Source organism: Maritalea porphyrae, assembly GCF_027213965.1.
Classification (GTDB): domain Bacteria; phylum Pseudomonadota; class Alphaproteobacteria; order Rhizobiales; family Devosiaceae; genus Maritalea; species Maritalea porphyrae_A.
The window spans coordinates 789214-807969 of the sequence record NZ_JAPWGX010000001.1 but is presented as its reverse complement, the minus strand read 5'-3'; the positions used below and the strand labels follow the sequence as shown (position 1 = coordinate 807969).

Sequence of the window (18756 nt, the reverse complement as noted above, 5' to 3'; positions counted from 1 at the left end):
AGTTGGCCTGAAACAATAGCCTTGCCTTCGAGTCGAAGTTTCGGGGAACAAAATGGCGACACCACCACTGTTGGTTCTAGGAAATGTAAACCTAGAACTGATCTTAGGCACATTGTCAGAATGGCCTGAGTTTGAGAGCGAAACAATCATGTCGACCTCGAACTTTCGAGCAGGTGGCGCTGCGGGCAATACAGCACTTGCGCTTGCGGGATTGAGCGTAGAACATCGATTGATCGCAGCCATTGGAAATGACGAACTTGCCACATGGCTAAAAGGTGAATTCCAGCCCAGCACAACCTCGTGGACTGCAGTGCAAGCAAACACGTCTGTGTCGGTGAGCATTTTGCACGAACAGGGTAGGGTCTTTCTAACTTCGCAAGGTCATTTGAACGCGGCAACCGTTGATACGATGATCGACGCGATACCGCCGGCCACTTCAAGGTCTTCATTTGCTCTGCTTACCGGCATAAACTTAATGCCAGGTGTGACCGCTGGCATGTCCCAATTGCTGACAATGCTCTCCACCATGGGGTGGACTACTGTTCTAGACTATGGTCGCCCCCCGGAAGGGTGGAACGAAGATACGATATCAGTTTATCGCAATTGGGCACGCGCTTCAGACGTGGTTATCATGCTTGAAGATGACCTGCGCACAATCATGCATTCTGACGATACCGATACAGCAATGAATGAGTTGGCTGCTACACTTGCAACACATCAGATATTGGTGGTGTTGAGAGGATTGACCCGAGTTGATGCGGTTAACCAAGGAAAAATCGCAACTACAACTTGTGACAAATTTGCTGCCACAGATACGGTTGGTTTTGGGGATATTTTTAACGCAGGGTTCCTCAATTCACTCATGTCAGGTGAAGGTGTGCAAATGGCAATTGAATCTGGCCTAACGGTGGCCAAAATCGCCGTCACCACCTCGCCCAGGCTTTACGGTGTATTTGTCGATTGATCGGCAAATTGCGCCCGATTTCATCTCCCACAAACGAAATCGCTCAAGTATAGGCTGGGTTTTGCCCATCTTATGCAATTTTTTATATGCGACGCCGATCGTATAAATTCCACATGTTTTCAATATGTTAGATTGCTTGCTCTGCATGGACAATGCATTGCGTTGTGTTCATTGGTAATTTTTTGGTTGCATAATGGTATCTTATTGGTTTTATTTAGAGCCAAGGGAGGCCTTTCGGATGCAAAACAGCGCGATTGGCGGTGAGACAAGTTTTGATCGTTTGAACGATCTTATTTCCGCAATTCAGCCACGAGCTGAAATTGGAAATCAACTTTCACCGCAGAACAAAAAACTGCAGTTTGCCGTACGCCACGCGATTGATAGTGGCGTGTTGGGGCACGGTGACAGATTGCCGCCTGAAAACGAATTGTCTCGTGCATTTGGAATGCCTGTGAAATCCGTCAAACGGGCACTCGACAAAATGGTGGGTGAGGGCGTCTTGCGCCAAAGTGCCACCAGTGAAAAATTCGTTGCTCACCGCTATGCTACAACGCTTTCAACCTCCAATGGGTTTAGTTCGGATGCGGCGGTAAAGGGCCATGCCACGCGATTTGAAATGTTGAGCAAAGAAGTTGGGCAGCCCACAGAGCTTGAATTGGACATGCTGGAACTATCGCCAGGCGATTTGGTAACACGCATTCATCGAGTGCGTTTGGCCGATGAGAAACCGGTATGCGTTGAATTAGCGTGCCTTCCCTCCCGCATTTTGCCGGTTGAAAGCGATATCTCCCAATCTCTCTATGCGTTTCTCGCAGAACGAAACCTGCGCCCAGTTCGTGGCGTGCAAAGAGTTCGTGCTCAGGTGATGCAAGAGCGTGAAGCCAAGCTTTTACAAGTCGCACCGGGTTCACCTTGTTTGTTTGCAGAGCAACAGAGTTTCTTGAAATCTGGCGAGCCAATTGAATATGTGTGCACCCATTTTCGGGGTGACGCCTATGATTTTATCATTGAAATGAAAGTGGGCGGCTAATGGTGTTTAATAGTAGCCCAACCTCATCCAAAACCGTTGCTTCAAGCGTTGCAACGCTTCTGCGTAACGGACGGATATTTGACGGCACTGAATTTGTTGAGGGCAAGGCAGTGCTTGTCGAAGATGGTAAAATTTCTGCGATTATTGATGATGGTGCTAGCACCCAAGATTGCCAAATTGAAGATTTAGGCGGCAAGTTGCTTGTGCCCGGCTTTGTTGATGTGCAAGTCAATGGCGGTGGCGGCATGATGTTCAACGATGAGCAATCAGTCGATGCTCTTGAGACTATCGCCAACGGCCATCGCAAGTTTGGTACCACCACACTTTTGCCCACCTTCATCACCGATAGCTTCTCCCAGATGCAAGCGGCCAGCACGGCCATGCGCCACGCCATTGGCCAAGGTCTGCCTGGTGTCCGTGGTGTTCATTTTGAAGGTCCTTACTTCTCCATGGAGCGCAGAGGCGTCCACGCAGAACAATTTGTTCGCTCGGTAGATGAAGGCGCTTTTGACCTGTTCACTCAAACTGGCATGGGCGTGGTGCTTGTCACACTTGCGCCAGAAGTCGTGCCGGTAGATTTTGTTACAAGACTAAGCAGCGCTGGCATTCGTGTTTGCGCCGGGCACACCAATGCGACCTACGATCAAGCAACAGCTGGGTTCGCCGCTGGTATTTCAGGTGTCACGCACCTCTACAATGCCATGCCACCGATTATGAACCGCGAGCCGGGCATAATCGGTGCCGCTTATGACAATAAGGACATTTATTGCGGGCTCATTGTGGATGGGCATCATTTGCACCACGCAACCGCGCGAACTGTCATCGCCTGCAAGGGCACGAGCCGCATCATGTTGGTGACTGATGCAATGGCCACCGTGGGATCGAACAAGTCCAGCTTTAACCTATATGGTACCGAAATCTTTGCCAAAAATGGGCGCCTTGCGACCAAAGAAGGCAAGCTGGCTGGTTCAGATCTAAACATGATGGATGCCGTTCGATTGACCCGTGACGAGTTGGGGGTCGACTTTGGTGAGGCTTTGCGCATGGCTTCACTTTATCCCGCGACGTACCTAGGTCTAAACGACCAGATTGGCAAAATCGCAGCCGGCTATGATGCTGATTTTGCCCTAATCGATGAGGCGACCGACCAGGTTGTGCGTACGTGGATCAAAGGTGTGGGGGGCAATAGCTGATGCCTTATTGCTTTGACATTGGTGGCACGAACATTCGGTTTGGTATGCCAGAAGCAAACGGCAATGTGCCCGTTATTGCTTCTGTTGCAACACCAACAAAAAGTCTTGCGCACTTTGTTGAAGCAATTGAAAACCTGATCCAAACACATGGAAAAACGCGACACAATTCGATTGCTATTTCGCTGACAGGTGTTGTGCATCCAAAAACGCAAAAAGTGCGCGTGGCGAATATTCCTGCCATTGATGGTGTGAATATCTCACATGAAATAACCAAGCGATTGGGGCTACCGACAGTTGTTGCCAATGATGCGGACTGTTTGGCGCTAGCAGAGGCGCGCGTGGGCGTTGCCAAAGGGGCGAAAAATGTTTTCGCCATCGTTTTAGGCACAGGCGTTGGTGGTGGCGTTGTTGCAGATGGCCACATTGTTGCTGGCAGCAATGGCGCTGCAGGCGAATGGGGGCACGGACCTGTTGTTGACCCAACTGCGGGCGGCAAAATACCATCAGTTGGATACTTTGAGTGTGGCTGCGGCCAAGTGGGTTGCCTTGATACAGTTGGTGGCGCGCGCGGTATGGAAAAACTGCACAAAGCGCTTTGCGGCAAAACTCTTAAGAGCGAAGAGATTTCCGCCGCATGGATTATGGGTGAACCAGATGCATGCACAACGATTGATATTTGGTCCCAAATTCTTTCTGGCCCCCTTGCCATGATCGTCAACCTATTGGGTCCTGAAATTGTGCCTGTCGGTGGCGGTTTGGCAAACGCCGTTGAACTGATCTCTCTACTCGATGCCAAAGTGCGCGAGCGTGTGCTTTTCCCAACTGACCAAGCGCTTGTTGTACCCGCCACATTTGCAAAGAGTGCGGGCCTTGTTGGCGCGGCCCAACTTGATGTTGCTTCATTCAAAGGGGTTGCATAATGGCTGGTGTCATTCTTGAAATCTGTGTGGATAGCTTAGCTTCTCTAGAAGCAGCCGTTGCAGGTGGCGCAAATCGAATTGAACTTTGTGCTGCTCTTAGCGAGGGGGGATTAACCCCGAGTTATGGCTTCATGCGCGCCGCCCAGCGTTTTGATGTTTGCGTTCATGCGATGATCCGACCGCGCGGCGGCGACTTCTGCTATTCGATGTCCGAAATCGATATTATGTGTGCCGATATCGTGCAGGCGAAAAGCTTGGGTCTTGCCGGTGTTGTGTTGGGTGTTGCCAAGTCTGACAATAGGCTTGATCTAGATGCATTGGCAAAATTGCGAAGCGCAGCAAGCGGCATGGAATGTACCCTGCATCGTGCAATTGATTTAACGCCGGACCCCGTTGCAGCCGTTCAACAAGCACAAAGCGTCGGCATTGATCGCATTCTGACATCAGGTGGCGCAAAAACTGCCATTGAAGGCAAAGACACAATTGCTCAAATGGTTGAAGCTGCAAAAGAGCAACTTGAAATTATGCCCGGTTCGGGCGTTGATCTTTCCAACGTTGAAACGCTTTTAGGTATTGCTGGCATCAACAACATCCACGCATCATGCTCGGCGTGGCAAAAGTCATCATCAGGCAAAGTGGAGGCCATGTCTTTCACTCCCGCTCAAGGCGTGCGTCAAACGATAACGAAAAACGTTAGCAACCTGCGTCAGCTCATCGATTCTGTGCGTTTGGAGGTGGCCAATGTTTAGCGTCGCCATGTCAAAATCCGAACGGATTTTTGGATATCCGTCATATTCAATAGATGGAAATGTAAATAAATTTCACAATACACCCAATGTACGTGCCATTTTCGTTGACCTAATGAAAATATTCACCCAATATGAGAAAATAAATTACATAGGGTGCGATGGGAGGTCGACGCTGTGACAAAGATTGGAATAGTTGGTCTTGGTTATCGATTGGGCTATCTGGCGCAAGTAATCGGTCAAACCCAAACGGACGTAGAATTTGTCGGCTATGTCGATCCGTCGCCTGCTGGTTTGCCACTTGTAAAAGGTGAAGGTGTTGAGGGATTGAACATTGATCCTTCTACCCTGCGCGTGTTCAATCCTGGTCGTCAATTTGACAGCCTAGAGCAGATGATAGAAGAGGGCGACCTTGATCTATTGATGATCGGTTCCCCCAACCACATGCACCTTGATCACATTCGCACAGCGCTCGAAGCGGGTGTGAAAACTTTTACCGAAAAGCCGGTGGTAACCACCGAAGAGCAAACGTTTGAATTGCTTGATTTGTTGGCCAAAAATGGCGGGAACACCGATCAATTGATGATCGGCTTGGTGTTGCGTTATGCGCCGCTCTATCGCGACCTCATCAAGGCGCGCGACCAGGGCGTGTTGGGCGATATCGCTTCAATTGAAGCCTCTGAGCATATTGCACCCTATCACGGTGGATTCTTCATGCGTGACTGGCGCCGCTACTCGAAATTTTCGGGTGGTTTCATGCTTGAAAAGTGCTGCCACGACATCGATCTGTACAACGGTCTTGTGGGCACACGTCCCATGCGTGTAGCCAGCTTTGGTGGCCGCAAAAGTTTTGTGCCTGCGCGTGAAACTGAAAACGACATTGAAGTTTACCAGTCTAAACCTTCTGGCTGGATGGGGTCAGATAAAGTCTTTGGTGGCGACGGCGACATCATCGATTATCAAACCGCAATTATTGAATATGAGGGTGGTGCCAATCTGTGCTTCCACACCAATATGAATGTGCCCGACGAGTTTCGCCGCTTTGCCGTAATTGGTTCAAAGGGCATGGCGGAAGGCGATTTCATTCGCAACTACTTCAAGCTCACCGATGCCAAGTCTTGCGAAACACTAGAAGACAAAAGCTATCAAAGTTCGGAGCTTTCCGTTCATTATGGAGCTGATGAACAAATGATTGCAGACATCTTTGCGCATATGCGCGAAGGCACGCCCCTTCCAGTTTCCATCTTGGATGGGCTGGCAGCGGGTTTAACTGCAATCAAATTAGACGAAGCCTGTCAATCGCGCCAGGTCGTGGACCTCACAGCAATGTGGGCGCGGTTCGACAATTTTAACCTGCGTAATGGGGAGGTTGCATAAATGCAATCACTTGGGGGACGCCCAAACATTTTTCCATATCTGCTTCTGGTGCCAGCGCTGCTTATCACGCTGCTCATCGTTGCATGGCCACTTACTCAAACGTTCTGGCTGTCCTTTACCGATTCCTCACTGAAGCCGGTCACCAATTTTGTCGGGCTTGATAACTACGAGAAAATCTTTGCGAAGAAATTTCCAGAGGTTGTAGCCAGAACATTCTATTGGATGACGCTGTCTGTGGTCTTTAAAATGGTTGTGGGTATTGCCGGTGCGATGTTGTTAAACTCAGCCGTCGCGGGCCGTGGCTTCTTCCGTTTGTTGGTGATGCCGCCATGGATTGTGCCAATTGCGATTGGCGTATTTATGTGGCGCTGGATGTACAACGGCCAGTTTGGCATGATTTCAGGCGTGGCGCAGAATTTGGGCATCCTTTCAGGTCCATTTGAATTCCTTGCAACAAGAGATTCAGCCTTCTATTCGACAATCGTTACCGACGTTTGGGTTGGAACGCCGATGGTCACGATTTACCTTCTCGCTGCAATGCAGTCGATTTCGACCGACCTGCACGAAGCCGCTTGGGTTGATGGTGCAAGCCGATGGTATCGTTTCCGTCGCATTACTTTGCCACTGATCATGCCAGCGGTTGCCACAATGGGCTTGCTGTCAGCGATCTGGACCTTCAACTCTTTTGACATCATCTGGATTTTGACTGAAGGCGGTCCACGCGACGCCACAACAACGATGATTATTGATACTTATAAAACCGCGATTTCGCGCTTCAAATACGGTGAGGGCTCAGCCCGAGCGGTGATGATCGTGATCTTCTTATCCTCATTTGCCGGATTCTACTTCTACATGATTTCGCGCTTTGCAAAACGGAGCTTGGGCAAATGATCAACAAGTACAAATGGTGGGAAAAAGTCGGCATTTACGCAGGCATTGCGGTCTTCCTAAGCTTTACGCTAGCGCCGTTCTTTGAAGCATTTTTGGTGTCGCTGCGTCCGCTGAACAAAATCAATTCAGTGCCGTACAAAATCATCACCGAAAATATGAGCTTTGATGCCTATTTCACAATGTGGAAAAGCGTGCCCAAACTGCACGTCTACATTCTCAACAGCTTCTTCATTGCCACAGCGGTTACTGTGATTGCATTGATTGCGGTTATTCCGGCGGCCTGGGCGTTTGCCCGCTTCCAGTTTAGAGGTCGCGATGCATTGCTTGGCACATTCCTTGCCATCAACATGGTTGGCGGTGCTGTGCTGATTATTCCATTGTTTAAGCTGATGAGCGCTTTTGGTTGGTTGAACACCTATTGGGCCATGATTGTCCCAGGGGCAGCGTTCTTGATCCCAACAGGCATTTGGCTGTTGCGCTCATACTTGATGAAGATACCACGTGAGCTTGAAGAAGCCGCATGGGTTGATGGCGCATCACGACTATACATTTTGCGTCGTGTCATCATTCCAATTGCGATGCCCGGCATCGTGGTGGTGGCTATCGCCACTTTCATTGGGGCGTACGCACAACAGTTCTTGTTCGCATTGACGTTCAACTCGTCAACAGACCTACACCCACTACCCGTAGGGATCTACCAGTTCTTTGGTCGTCAGACCGTTCTTTGGAACGAATTGATGGCTGCGAGTTTGGTTGGCATCTTGCCAGTGCTAATCATCTACATCTTCCTTCAGCGATACATCATCGCAGGCTTAACCGCTGGTGCGGTGAAAGAGTAAGGACCGATGTTACAATCTTGGCAACAAAAAGGGAGTTCACAAATGAAACTAGCAAAAATTTTGCTCGGCACCGCGCTCGTTATGGGCGCAGCCACTGGAGCATCAGTCGCTGAAGACAAAGTCCTGCACATGATCCAGTGTGGCGACAATACTTGGGGTGGAGATTTCGCTGAAGCTCACATGGCTGAGTGGGAAGCTGCTAACCCAGGTTACAAAATCAACCTTGAGTATGTAGCTTGGGGCCAGTGTCAGGATAAAGCCACAACCTTGGCTGCGGCCGGCAACCCACCTGCGCTTGCATACATGGGGTCACGCACACTGAAGCAACTTTCAGCCAATGGGTTGATCGTTCCGCTTGAGTACACTGACGAAGAAAAAGCAACCTATGCTGCACCAGTTCTTGGAACTGTCACAGCAAATGGTCAGATTTGGGGTGCACCACGTGCGTTCTCAACCAAAGCGCTCTACTGGAACAAAGATTTGTTCGCAGCAGCTGGCCTAGATCCAGAAGCTGGTCCAAAGACTTGGGACGAAATGTATAACGCAGCGGCTGCCATTAAAGAAAAAACTGACGCCGATGGCTTTGGTTTGGCTGCTGCTTCTTTCGATAACACTATGCACCAGTTCATGAACTACGTTTACACAAACGGTGGTGAAGTGATCAACGCAGACGGTGATATCGTATTCAACTCACCAAACAACGTTGAAGCGCTAGAATTCTATGGCGTCAAAATGGCTTCAGTTGCTCAGCCTGGCCCTATTGCTTATGACCGCGCAAAACTGACACCATTGATGGTTGAAGGCCGTATCGGTATGTATATCGATGGTCCTTGGGCACGTGCTCGTCTTGCTGACATCAACTTCGGTGTTACTGGCGTTCCAGCTGGTCCACAAGGTGGTCCTGGTACACTGTTGATCACTGACTCATTGGCAGTGTTTGCAAATTCAGGCGTTGAAGAACAAGCTGTTGATTTGGCTAAATTCCTAACCAACCCAGAAAACCAGTTTGCCTTCGAAAAAGCTGCTGGCCTTACACCACTTCGTAACGTTGCCGGTGTTGCTGACTTGGTTGCAGAAGATCCAACTTGGTCTGCGTTCCTTGACACAATCCCAACAGGTGGTCCTGAGCCTTTCGTAACTGATTATGTTGGTCTTCAAGACGTAATCAACGAAGCAATTCAGTCTGTTATTTTGGGTGAAGCTACTGCTGCGGATGCTGTTGCAAACGCTGCAGAAGAACTCGAAGAATACAAATAAGCAAATAGTGAGATCCGGCGAAATTGGCCGGGTCTCACCCTTCAAGAATTCTAGTAATTGGGAGAATGGCCGTGGGTCAACTCAAGCTCGATAATGTAAAAAAGCGGTTCGGTACAGCTGAAGTCATCAAGGGTGTTTCACTAGACGTGAAGCACGGTGAATTCATCGTATTCGTTGGGCCATCTGGCTGCGGCAAATCAACCTTGTTGCGCATGATCGCCGGGCTTGAAGAAATCTCCGAAGGCGACGTGCATATTGACGACCTGATCGTAAATGCACTGGCGCCAGCAAAACGCGGAATTGCCATGGTGTTTCAATCCTATGCGCTTTACCCGCACATGACAGTTTATGAGAACATTGCGTTCCCGCTTCGCGTCGACAAACTATCGAACGAAGAAGTCGAAAAGAAAGTGATGATTGCATCAGGCATTCTAAAGCTTGATGATCGTTTGCAGCACAAGCCAGGCGAATTGTCCGGCGGTCAGCGCCAGCGTGTGGCCATTGGTCGAGCCATTGTGCGCGAACCAAGCGTTTTCTTGTTCGACGAGCCTTTGTCAAATCTAGATGCGGCGCTGCGGGCGACCATGCGCGTAGAATTGACAAAACTGCATCACGACCTAGATGCCACCATGATCTATGTGACCCACGATCAAGTGGAAGCCATGACCATGGCCGACCGCATTGTGGTTTTGGATGGCGGCATGATCGCACAAGTTGGTACGCCGCTTGAGTTGTATCACAAGCCTGACAATCTTTTCGTCGCCGGGTTTATCGGCAACCCAAAGATGAATTTCATTCAGGTTGAATGTACCGGCGCCACCAAAACCGGTGTAAAAGTCAAAGTTGCCGGTGCGGGTGAAGTAACCATTCCCGTCGCCCCACGTGACGGCCTTGAAGGCAAAACACTCACCCTTGGCATTCGTCCAGAGCACACGCGTTTGGAAAAATCAGACCTAACGTTGAGCCTGCACGCGAATGTAGTTGAACGCCTTGGTATTCACACGGTGACCTATGCCAATTTGCCAGGTGATGAGGAAGTGTTCTGTACTGTTCAAGAAGGTACGGCCCCCATCAGAGCCAATGCGGATTTCACTATCGGCGTTAACGCAGCAGATTGTCACTTGTTTGATGAAGATGGCAGTGCTTTTGAGCGCAATGTTGATCTATCGACTTTGGGTGTTCCCGAAATCGCCTAAGGGCGGTTCGGACAACCCCTAACGTTCCTCCCCACGACCCTAAAAAGCCCCGTTTTTGACGGGGCTTTTCTTTTGACTATTCGTTGTACTCTATCTCTGTTTTCCCTTCCAAACGCCAAACTTTGGAAACGATCTGCCATCCGTTTTCACCCAAGACCAAAGCCAGATGGTCAGCAAAAACATTGTCATGTGCGTGCAGCCGTAACTTCACCGTTGCGCTTATTGGCGACAACCAATCAATGGTGATGATTTCATCTTTGCGTTTTTGGTTGATGCTGGCAGGTGAGGGCCGGGACGCGACATCCGCACGAAAGCTTGCAATCGGGTCTACAAATATTTTGCCCTCGTCAGCATCAAAAAGGCTAGAGGCGGGGTGGAACACCTTGTCCAGTTTCTCCACGTCGCAGTAATAAATAGCGTCGAGATAGATAGACACAGCGTCCAATAGGTCTTGGTGTTGGTTCATAAGTCAGCTCCTTTGTTGGAGCCAATTTCCGCTAAAATGATCGATGTTGCTAGTGGCTTAAACGACAATGATCGTCAATATTACGCCAAAACGGACGGAGTTTACACCGCCAGCATAGTTGTTCTAAACTCGATGTAATTGAACAATCGTTCATAAAAGGTGGCAAATGATACCCGCGGTTGAGAAATTTGAAGAACGTGTTCGCAAGAGTTTTGCGCTGCAAGCGGCCTGCAAGTCGATTGGATTGACGATGCGAAGTGTTGAGCCGGGCAAAGTTGTTCTGGATCTGCCCTTCAATTCCAAATTCACGCAGCAACACGGGTTTATGCATGCGGGCATAATCACCACTGCCCTAGATACCGCGTGTGGATATGCGGCTTTTTCGCTGATGCCAGAGGATGCGGCTGTCTTGAGTGTTGAATTCAAGACTAGCCTTTTGCGGCCAGCGAGTGGCGAAACATTTACGATTGTTGGCCGGGTTATCAAACCGGGTAAAAACATTAGCTTTTGTGAAGCCGAAGTAATCGCGTTTGACCGCGACACAAAGTCAAAAACAGTCGCCACTATGACCGCCACAATGATGGCGGTCTTTAATCCAACTATTCGTGACTAGTCCTCACCAAACTTTGCCGCGCGCAGCCACGTCCAATTTGCGATCAAATACACCACTCTTGTGCACATATATGTGGCTCATCAAGTTTGAAACCACGCATGTATGGTTTGGAATGATGCGAATCTTCTCGCCAATTTTGGGTTTTTTCGAACAAGCTGAAAGATCAACAACCGCATGTTCCTCTGACAGGCCGGTAATCACGGCTTCGGGATAATCAACCACATAACCAAAATCGGCGAAGCCCAACAGGTCTGAGGTAAGGGCCTTAGAGCCAGCATCCAAAACAGCGCGGTCCTGCGTTGGACGCGACACAACGGTAGTCAGGATATGCATGGCGCAATCATCAAAACCGCAATGGCCAGCACGCACGAGTGATCGATCGTTGTAGATATAGGTGCCTGCGCGATATTCATTGGCAATGGTTGCGCGCTCAGCACTAAACAGGCTTGGCGATCCCCCGGTTGAGAAAACCTCGCACTCAAGCCCAGCTTCTTTTAACAGTCCAGCAGTCTGTTCGAAGAACGCTTCTACATCGTCTTCAGCGTTTGGCATTGGGTATGTCATCAACCCAATGAATGTAAGGCTTGGTTTGTCGGCTATATATTGCGCGAGATCACGTGCTTCGCGCGGCGTTTGCACGCCACAACGTTGACCGCCTGTGTCGCATTCCACCATCACCCGCAAGGGGTGTTTTTCGTCCATCGTGGCGGCTAAGCCATCAACAGTTTCACGGCTATCGGCGACAACCGATAGCGTGATTTGTTCATGCAAAGCTTTGAGGGAATCAAGCTTTTCAGCTCCCATAATGTTGAACGTCAACAAAATGTCAGTGATCCCAGCATCTGCAAAAATCTGCGCCTCAGAGATCTTTTGGCACGTAATGCCAATAGCGCCCGCGGCCAATTGCTTTTTTGCGAACTCAGGAATTTTGTGGGTTTTGATGTGCGGCCGCGCCTTCAAGCCTGCTTGGTCCATGTAGTTTTGCACCCGCATAATGTTCTTATCGACAATGGTTTCGTCGATCAAAACAGCTGGTGTGGAGAGGGAATAAATTGAACCTTGTTGTGCCATGGGTGCATACCGCTTCTTGCAAATATCAGTGACCTAGTGTCAAACAAATTAAACCGCGCTTGAAAGTCCATGTGGATCTTCAATCATAGGCCAAATGTCTTTTGGCGCTTTAATGTAAGCGTTGGTCGCTGGGTTGTTTGGATAGGGTCGTCCTGCGGAGCAATATAATATCTTTGCAGCGATTGGTGCAAATGAATCATAGAAATGATTGGTTGATTTTATCAACAAAATGTCTTTTGCCGCATAATCAATGCCCGCAACAGTGAAAAGGCTCTTATCAAAACTCTGCGCCCGCGTGGAATTCAGCACCACTTGAATGCCATCAAACTCGATGGTGGCGATATCGCCCATGGGCACAAAACTATCACCGAATCTCTGCTCGGCACCGGCGACCAGTTTCTTAATCGTCACACTCTTATCGATTGGCGAACCGGTATGCGGGGCTGATTTGGCGCCAAACCGCAAGGGAACGGTTGCGCCTTCGCCAGCAGCGAAACAAATCTGCACCGCAATCGGGTCCCAAATGGTGCCAACAGCGACATTTTTGGCCCCCTTCGCGATGAGTTCTGCAAGTAGTACGGTGGCGTCGCCCGCCGTGCCACCACCCGGATTGTCCCACACATCGGTGATCACAACCGGCTTATCGCTGGAGGTTTGCATGGCCTCCTTAACGGCCTGCACTTCATCCATCTGCTCGGGCATAACTTTGCCGCGCATGTCAAATAAACGCATGCCCAAATCGTGGGCCAACTTGTCGCCTTTTGCTTTATTGTTGTTGGTCACCACAACCAACTTGCTGCCCATTTCAGGCACATCGGACGCCATGAAGCCGTGGATGATGGAAACAGACAGCACTTCAGTGTCGGCATCTTCTAGCTTGATGATGTCATCAACAAATGAACGCATTGGCTCAAATGATGTCGGGAATACATCTATCATTTTGCAGTCAAATACCGACACTGAAGGCGTAACGTTGCCCGCAAGAGTCTCATCAAGTATGCGCAGCAAATCTTGCGCCCGTTCGACAAAATCAATATGCGGGAATTCTTTGAACGCGAGGAAGAAATCAAGCGCATCCACGCGCTGCTTTGTCAGTTGGCTGTGTGGATCAAACGTGGCACACACAATGACATCTGGTCCAACAATCCCACGAATGCGCGACAACAAATCACCTTCTGGATCGTCATACCCGTTCGCCACCATCGCGCCGTGTAAACCCAGCACAACCCCGTCCACCGGCATGGCTTTTTGAAGTTGCTCTAATATCTCATCTCGCAGCCCTTCATAGGCCTGTCGATTGATCAATCCAGCTGGATCTGCCCATGCGGCCGTGCCTTCGATCCACTCATAACCGCGTTCGGCTGCCCATTTTCGCCCTTCGGTCAAAGGTGCAGAACAAAGCGTTGGTGTTTCTGGGTGCTCGCCAGGGCGGGCATAAAGCGATGCTTCAAACCCACGCCGATCAATGGCGATAGGCGAAAACGTATTGGATTCGGTGGCAAGAACAGCGGTAAAAAAGCGTTTGGTCATAATAGGTGGGCCTAACCCATTGGGTTTGGCAAATAGCCATTAAAGCCAGCAATCTTCCAAGTGCCGCCAATTCGGTGACAATAATAGACTGTTTGCCAGTTCAAAATGTCTTTGCTGCCATCAGTTTTGGTGATGTGGCCGCCAAACTTCTTGTGCACAATCGCGCGGTCGCCATTGATTTCAATGTCGCGCAAAACAGTGGCAGAAAAAATTGCTGTCCGCGGGTCGTCTTGGTAGCTCTCTTTTTGGAACTCCTGCGCTTGACGCAGCCACTCGTCACGATATTCGTCAAGGGAAGGGAATGCCAAACGCCAGTGATCTGGGTTGGCATTATTATGACCATGTACGCCCATGAACCGATCTGGCGCGAAGTCATTTTCGACCGTTGACCAATCTGCCGCCAAAAAGGCAGTGATATCGCGCTCAACAAGCATCTCCCAAATCGCAGAACGATCTGGATCGGAATTTGGAAACGGATTTGTAAATTGTGATGACATGACAAATTATTTTCATTTTTTGTGTTTTTTCTATGGAAAAACTCGCCTAATTCTGTTGATATGTCAATCAACAAGAAAATAATTTACATAAATTCGTTGGAGAACTGAAATGTCAATCATCCGTTATGGTGCCGAAAAAAGCGGCGCAGGTGGCCAAAATCTCCCCTTTGCGCGGGCCGTGGAAGCCGATGGTTGGCTGCACGTTTCTGGTCAGGTTGCCATGGTAGACGGTGAAGTCGTTGGTGGCAATATTGTTGAGCAGACACATGTAGCAATCAAAAACTTGTTGGCAATATTGGATGAGGCTGGCTACGGCACAGAACATATCGTGCGCATTGGCGTTTGGCTTGATGATCCGCGTGATTTCTGGTCGTTCAATGGCGTATATAAGAGCTATTTTGGCGAACATCCGCCCGCGCGCGCCTGTGTGCAATCCGCGCTAATGGTTGACTGCAAGGTAGAAGTGGATTGTGTTGCTTTCGATCCCAATCGAAAGTCACGAGGCTAAATAGCAATATGGTCGATATTCTAGGTACATTAAGCCAAGAAATGGATGGGCTATCACGCTCAGAACAGCGCATAGCGGGCATCATATTTGATGATCGCCCCTTCGCGGTGAACGCGTCCATTATTGAGTTGGCAGCTCGTGCTGAAGTATCGCCACCAACGGTTACACGTTTTTGTCGCCGGCTTGGGTGTCAGAGTTTTTCTGAGTTCAAGGTCCGTTTGGCGCAGAGCGCCTTTATCGGTCAGCGATATGAAGAACCCCAATCTAACGCCACCAACGTGCAAGAAGTTGTCGAAACCATCTTAACCCGCGCCCAGTCGGTGCTACACTCTTTGCACGATCATCTAGATATGGACGCGATAGACGCAGCTGCGACAGCTATTGCCAAGGCTGATATGGTCTATGCTTTTGGTTCAGGCGGTAACTCGTCTTTGTTCGCTGGTGAGTTGCAAAACCGCTTATTTCGATTGGGTTTGCGCACATCCTCTTCAAATGACCACTCGATGCAACTGATGACCGCATCGACCGTGTCCGCAAATGACGTGGTCATTGGTCTATCCATTTCTGGACGCAATCGAGAATTGGTGCGGGCATTGGACGTTGCATCTGGCTATGGTGCGAAGGTGATCACGATCAGCAAACCAAATAGTTTGGTGGCGGAGACCGCAGCAACAAATATCGGCATCGATTTGGCTGAGGGCGTCGACGTATTGCGACCTTCTTCTGCACGTTTCGCCTTTTTGGCTGCCATCGACATTGTTGCCCATTTGGTTGCGATCAAGCGCAAAGACTTGGCGATCGAGCCACTGCGGCGGATCAAGAGCCAACTGGTCACTCATCGCGATGGTGATGATTCTCAACCTTTGGGCGACTAGCGCCATGACTAAATAGGGATACGATTTGTGAGCAAACAAGTTGCAATTATCACAGGGGCTGGCGGCGATATTGGCCGAGCAATTGCTATTCAGCTTGCAAATGATGGGTTTGCCGTTCTGTGCTTGGATATTCTTGAGGATCTCAACAAAGAAACTATCGATCTTTTTACCAAAAATGGCGGTACGGCCCGTGCACTTACATGCGATATTCTGAACGAGCAAGATCAGCAATCCATGTTGGCTGTGGCACAAGAACTGGGTACGCCAAAAGCGTTGGTCAATAATGTCGGTGCAATTACAGGCGCTTCCATTCAAGAAAGCACAATTGACAATTGGCAGCGTGATTTTGACATCAATCTAAAAGGCGCGGTTGCCTGCTTTAAAACACTGGAGAGTGCATTCAAAGCAAACCAAGGCATTGTTACCAACATTGCTTCGGTCAATGGCTTCGGTGTTTACGGGCACCCCGGCTATAGCGCCATGAAGGCGGCACTGGTGCACTTCACCCGGTTCGCATCGGTTGAATACGGCAAGTTCGGCATGCGCATTAATGCAGTTGCTCCGGGCACGGTGCGCACCCAAGCATGGAACGACCGGGCTAAACAAAACCCGCAAGTCTTTGAAGAAGCAAAGCGTTGGTATCCCTTGCAGCGCGTCGCGGACCCACAAGACATCGCTGATGCAGTGAGTTTTCTCACCAGCAATAAAGCAAATGCAATTACCGGGATTTGTCTGCCCGTTGATTGCGGTTTGACGGCAGGTCAAGCTGAATTGGCAGGCACATTTTCACAATCATCTGACTTCTAAGATCAGAGATAAACAAACGTTCACAACCATAAAACGCCCGTAAGAGGAGTTTATATCATGACATCACAGTTCCGTCTTAACGCCATTTGGCGAGAAACAGATCCAAAGAACGGGTCGATGATCCTTACCCTGACCAATCTGTCAGAGAAGCCCGTAAGTGGTTTTCGATTGGCTTACACCTCGCTGTTGCGCGTGTCCAAGGACGTGATCACTCACAACGCCACATTCATCCGTCGGTTTGCCAACTTCCACGAATTCGACCCCATCGATGGTTTGGTGCTTGCGCCGGGCGAAAGCTGGACATTTGAACTTGAAAAACTCACCCATATTCCAAAGCACCGCAACGACGGGCCAAAATCCGCCTATCTAACACTTGCTGACGGAACGCACGTCACTGTTGCCACGGGCGACATGGCGCTTGAAGGGCGACCAAGCAAAACAGCGGGTGTTTTGGTGCCAGAAGGTAAGTTGGAGTTGCCGATTTCGCTGTCGCCTTGGCCAAACAAAATCTCTGTTTCACAGTTCGCCGACGCACCTGTTGCACTGACCGTAGCGCGCGCCACAAGAGCAGAAAAAGCCGCCGCCGCAGATGTGAATGGCCTGAGCGATCGTTTGTTCACGGACATTCCAAACCCGTTCTCATTGATTGACGTACCGGCAGGTCTGCCGCTTAACCTTGAACAAAATGAAAAACTTGCTGAAGAAGCCTATGCAATCAAATTCGCTTCAGATGTTGTTTTAATGCAGTATGGTTCAGCCAAAGCGCTGATCAATGGCTTGATTTCCCTTGCACAGATCATCAATGGTCCAAAAGAAGACCCGAGCAAATTCCAATTCCCATCCGCTGGCTCCATTGAAGATGCGCCCCGCTTTTCGTGGCGCGGTTCTCACTTAGATGTTTCTCGCCAATTCTACCCCTTTGAAAGTGTAAAACGCTTTGTCGATATTTTGGCGTGGAACAAAATGAATGTGCTGCATTGGCACCTGAGCGACGACGAAGGTTGGCGCGTGGAGATTAAGGGTTATCCTGAACTCACTAACGCTGGCGCAAAGCGCGGCGCAAACGAAGCCATGCCCGCCCAATTGGGGTCGGGTTTTGAAACCTATGGTGGGTTTTATACGCAAGAGCAGATCAAACAGTTGATCGCCCACGGCCAGAGCTTGAATGTTGAGATTGTGCCCGAGCTGGATATTCCGGGACACTGTACGGCTGTTTTGGCGGCCTATCCCGAACTTCGCGACCCAGATGAGCCACAAGAAAGCTATCGCTCTATCCAAGGTTATCCAAACAACGCTATCAACCCCGGTCTACCGCAGACATATAAATTCATTGAAACGGTAGTTGAAGAGATCTCAGAACTCTTTCCTTCTAAATTCATCCATGTGGGTGGCGATGAAGTGGACGAAAACTCTTGGATGGAATCTCCAGCGGTTGAAGCCTTGATGAACGAAGAACGTTTGAACGGTACGATGCAGGTGCAAGCTCACTTCTTGGGCAAAGTGCAAAAGATGATCAAGAAGAAGGGCAAAATCGTTGCCGGTTGGGACGAAGTCTCACACGGCGGCGGCATCGACAAAGAAGGCGGTACGCTCATGTTCGCTTGGCAAAAGCCTGAAATTGGCATTGCCTTGGCCGAGGAAGGTTATGATGTGGTGATGACACCGGGCCAAGCCTATTACCTTGATATGGCACAGTCCGAAGAATGGCAGGAACCCGGCGCAAGCTGGGCCGGCACCGCTTCACCGCAAACCACATATGAGTATGAAGCCGCAGGAGATTTCCCTGACGAGCATCTTGAGCGCCTTAAAGGCGTGCAAGCGTGCATTTGGTCTGAACATTTGATCACACGCGAGCTGTTCAACCACATGGTGTTCCCGCGTCTTAGCGCCATAGCAGAAGCAGGGTGGACACAGCCGGAGAACAAAAACTGGCTGCGCTTTGCGGCGCAATCACGTTACTTGCCGCGCCTTTAGGG

At 49.8% G+C, this 18756-nt stretch carries 19 protein-coding genes; 15 read left to right on the top strand and 4 right to left on the bottom strand.

All coding sequences use genetic code 11. From position 1 onward, the window contains the following. Positions 1-52 precede the first annotated feature (52 nt). The 10 genes from O4H47_RS04170 to O4H47_RS04125 all read left to right on the top strand — a co-directional run bounded on the left by O4H47_RS04170 (position 53) and on the right by O4H47_RS04125 (position 10413). The gene (locus O4H47_RS04170) at positions 53-964 is read left to right on the top strand and encodes a carbohydrate kinase family protein (RefSeq protein WP_269392681.1); all 912 of its coding nucleotides are present in this window, start codon (positions 53-55) and stop codon (positions 962-964) included. Between the two features lie 238 nt (positions 965-1202). Beyond that, complete coding sequence (locus O4H47_RS04165) at positions 1203-1994, top strand: GntR family transcriptional regulator (protein WP_269392680.1); 792 nt, start codon at positions 1203-1205, stop codon at positions 1992-1994. Then, a complete protein-coding gene (nagA, locus tag O4H47_RS04160; protein WP_269392679.1) occupies positions 1994-3187 on the top strand; it encodes an N-acetylglucosamine-6-phosphate deacetylase in 1194 nt (397 codons plus the stop codon). The genes O4H47_RS04165 and nagA overlap by 1 nt, the downstream gene beginning before the upstream one ends. Next, on the top strand, positions 3187-4107 hold the full coding sequence (locus O4H47_RS04155) for an ROK family protein (protein ID WP_269392678.1): 921 nt from the start codon (positions 3187-3189) through the stop codon (positions 4105-4107). The genes nagA and O4H47_RS04155 overlap by 1 nt, the downstream gene beginning before the upstream one ends. Next, positions 4107-4856, top strand: coding sequence for a copper homeostasis protein CutC (locus O4H47_RS04150; protein ID WP_269392677.1), 750 nt, complete (start codon positions 4107-4109; stop codon positions 4854-4856). Before O4H47_RS04155 ends, O4H47_RS04150 begins: the two co-directional genes overlap by 1 nt. 174 nt (positions 4857-5030) lie before the next feature. Beyond that, positions 5031-6230, top strand: a complete 1200-nt coding sequence (locus O4H47_RS04145) for a Gfo/Idh/MocA family protein (RefSeq protein ID WP_269392676.1) — start codon at positions 5031-5033, stop codon at positions 6228-6230. Next, positions 6231-7121: a carbohydrate ABC transporter permease gene (locus tag O4H47_RS04140; RefSeq protein ID WP_269392675.1), complete on the top strand. Its 891-nt coding sequence runs from the start codon at positions 6231-6233 to the stop codon at positions 7119-7121. Next, the gene (locus O4H47_RS04135; protein WP_269392674.1) at positions 7118-7960 is read left to right on the top strand and encodes a carbohydrate ABC transporter permease; all 843 of its coding nucleotides are present in this window, start codon (positions 7118-7120) and stop codon (positions 7958-7960) included. Before O4H47_RS04140 ends, O4H47_RS04135 begins: the two co-directional genes overlap by 4 nt. A gap of 42 nt (positions 7961-8002) precedes the next feature. Next, on the top strand, positions 8003-9217 hold the full coding sequence (locus O4H47_RS04130) for an ABC transporter substrate-binding protein (RefSeq protein ID WP_269392673.1): 1215 nt from the start codon (positions 8003-8005) through the stop codon (positions 9215-9217). Positions 9218-9288: 71 nt separating this feature from the next. Continuing rightward, a complete protein-coding gene (locus O4H47_RS04125) occupies positions 9289-10413 on the top strand; it encodes an ABC transporter ATP-binding protein (protein WP_269392672.1) in 1125 nt (374 codons plus the stop codon). 76 nt (positions 10414-10489) lie between these two features. Here the strand turns inward: O4H47_RS04125 and O4H47_RS04120 are convergent, their stop codons facing one another. Beyond that, the gene (locus O4H47_RS04120) at positions 10490-10879 is read right to left on the bottom strand and encodes a nuclear transport factor 2 family protein (protein WP_269392671.1); all 390 of its coding nucleotides are present in this window, start codon (positions 10877-10879) and stop codon (positions 10490-10492) included. Between the two features lie 166 nt (positions 10880-11045). On the opposite strand from O4H47_RS04120, the gene O4H47_RS04115 reads away from it, so the two are divergent. Then, on the top strand, positions 11046-11492 hold the full coding sequence (locus O4H47_RS04115) for a PaaI family thioesterase (protein WP_269392670.1): 447 nt from the start codon (positions 11046-11048) through the stop codon (positions 11490-11492). A 3-nt stretch (positions 11493-11495) separates the two neighbouring features. Here the strand turns inward: O4H47_RS04115 and O4H47_RS04110 are convergent, their stop codons facing one another. The 3 genes from O4H47_RS04110 to O4H47_RS04100 are packed head-to-tail and all read right to left on the bottom strand — an operon-like array spanning position 11496 to position 14590. After that, positions 11496-12587 (bottom strand): D-TA family PLP-dependent enzyme, encoded by a 1092-nt coding sequence (locus tag O4H47_RS04110; protein WP_269392825.1) that lies wholly within the window; start codon positions 12585-12587, stop codon positions 11496-11498. 24 nt (positions 12588-12611) lie between these two features. Next, on the bottom strand, positions 12612-14093 hold the full coding sequence (locus O4H47_RS04105) for a M81 family metallopeptidase (RefSeq protein WP_269392669.1): 1482 nt from the start codon (positions 14091-14093) through the stop codon (positions 12612-12614). Between the two features lie 11 nt (positions 14094-14104). Continuing rightward, positions 14105-14590 carry a hypothetical protein gene (locus O4H47_RS04100; protein WP_269392668.1) on the bottom strand — a complete coding sequence of 162 codons (486 nt, stop codon included), beginning with the start codon at positions 14588-14590 and terminating at the stop codon, positions 14105-14107. Between the two features lie 109 nt (positions 14591-14699). On the opposite strand from O4H47_RS04100, the gene O4H47_RS04095 reads away from it, so the two are divergent. Genes O4H47_RS04095 through O4H47_RS04080 form a run of 4 tightly spaced genes read left to right on the top strand, consistent with a single transcriptional unit; the run spans position 14700 to position 18754 of the window. Further along, entirely contained in the window at positions 14700-15098 is a 399-nt protein-coding gene (locus O4H47_RS04095; RefSeq protein WP_269392667.1) for a RidA family protein, read from the top strand. A gap of 8 nt (positions 15099-15106) precedes the next feature. Continuing rightward, positions 15107-15973 (top strand): MurR/RpiR family transcriptional regulator, encoded by an 867-nt coding sequence (locus tag O4H47_RS04090; RefSeq protein ID WP_269392666.1) that lies wholly within the window; start codon positions 15107-15109, stop codon positions 15971-15973. Between the two features lie 27 nt (positions 15974-16000). After that, a complete protein-coding gene (locus tag O4H47_RS04085) occupies positions 16001-16780 on the top strand; it encodes an SDR family oxidoreductase (protein WP_269392665.1) in 780 nt (259 codons plus the stop codon). A gap of 54 nt (positions 16781-16834) precedes the next feature. Then, positions 16835-18754, top strand: a complete 1920-nt coding sequence (locus tag O4H47_RS04080; RefSeq protein WP_419719595.1) for a beta-N-acetylhexosaminidase — start codon at positions 16835-16837, stop codon at positions 18752-18754. Positions 18755-18756: the final 2 nt, after the last annotated feature.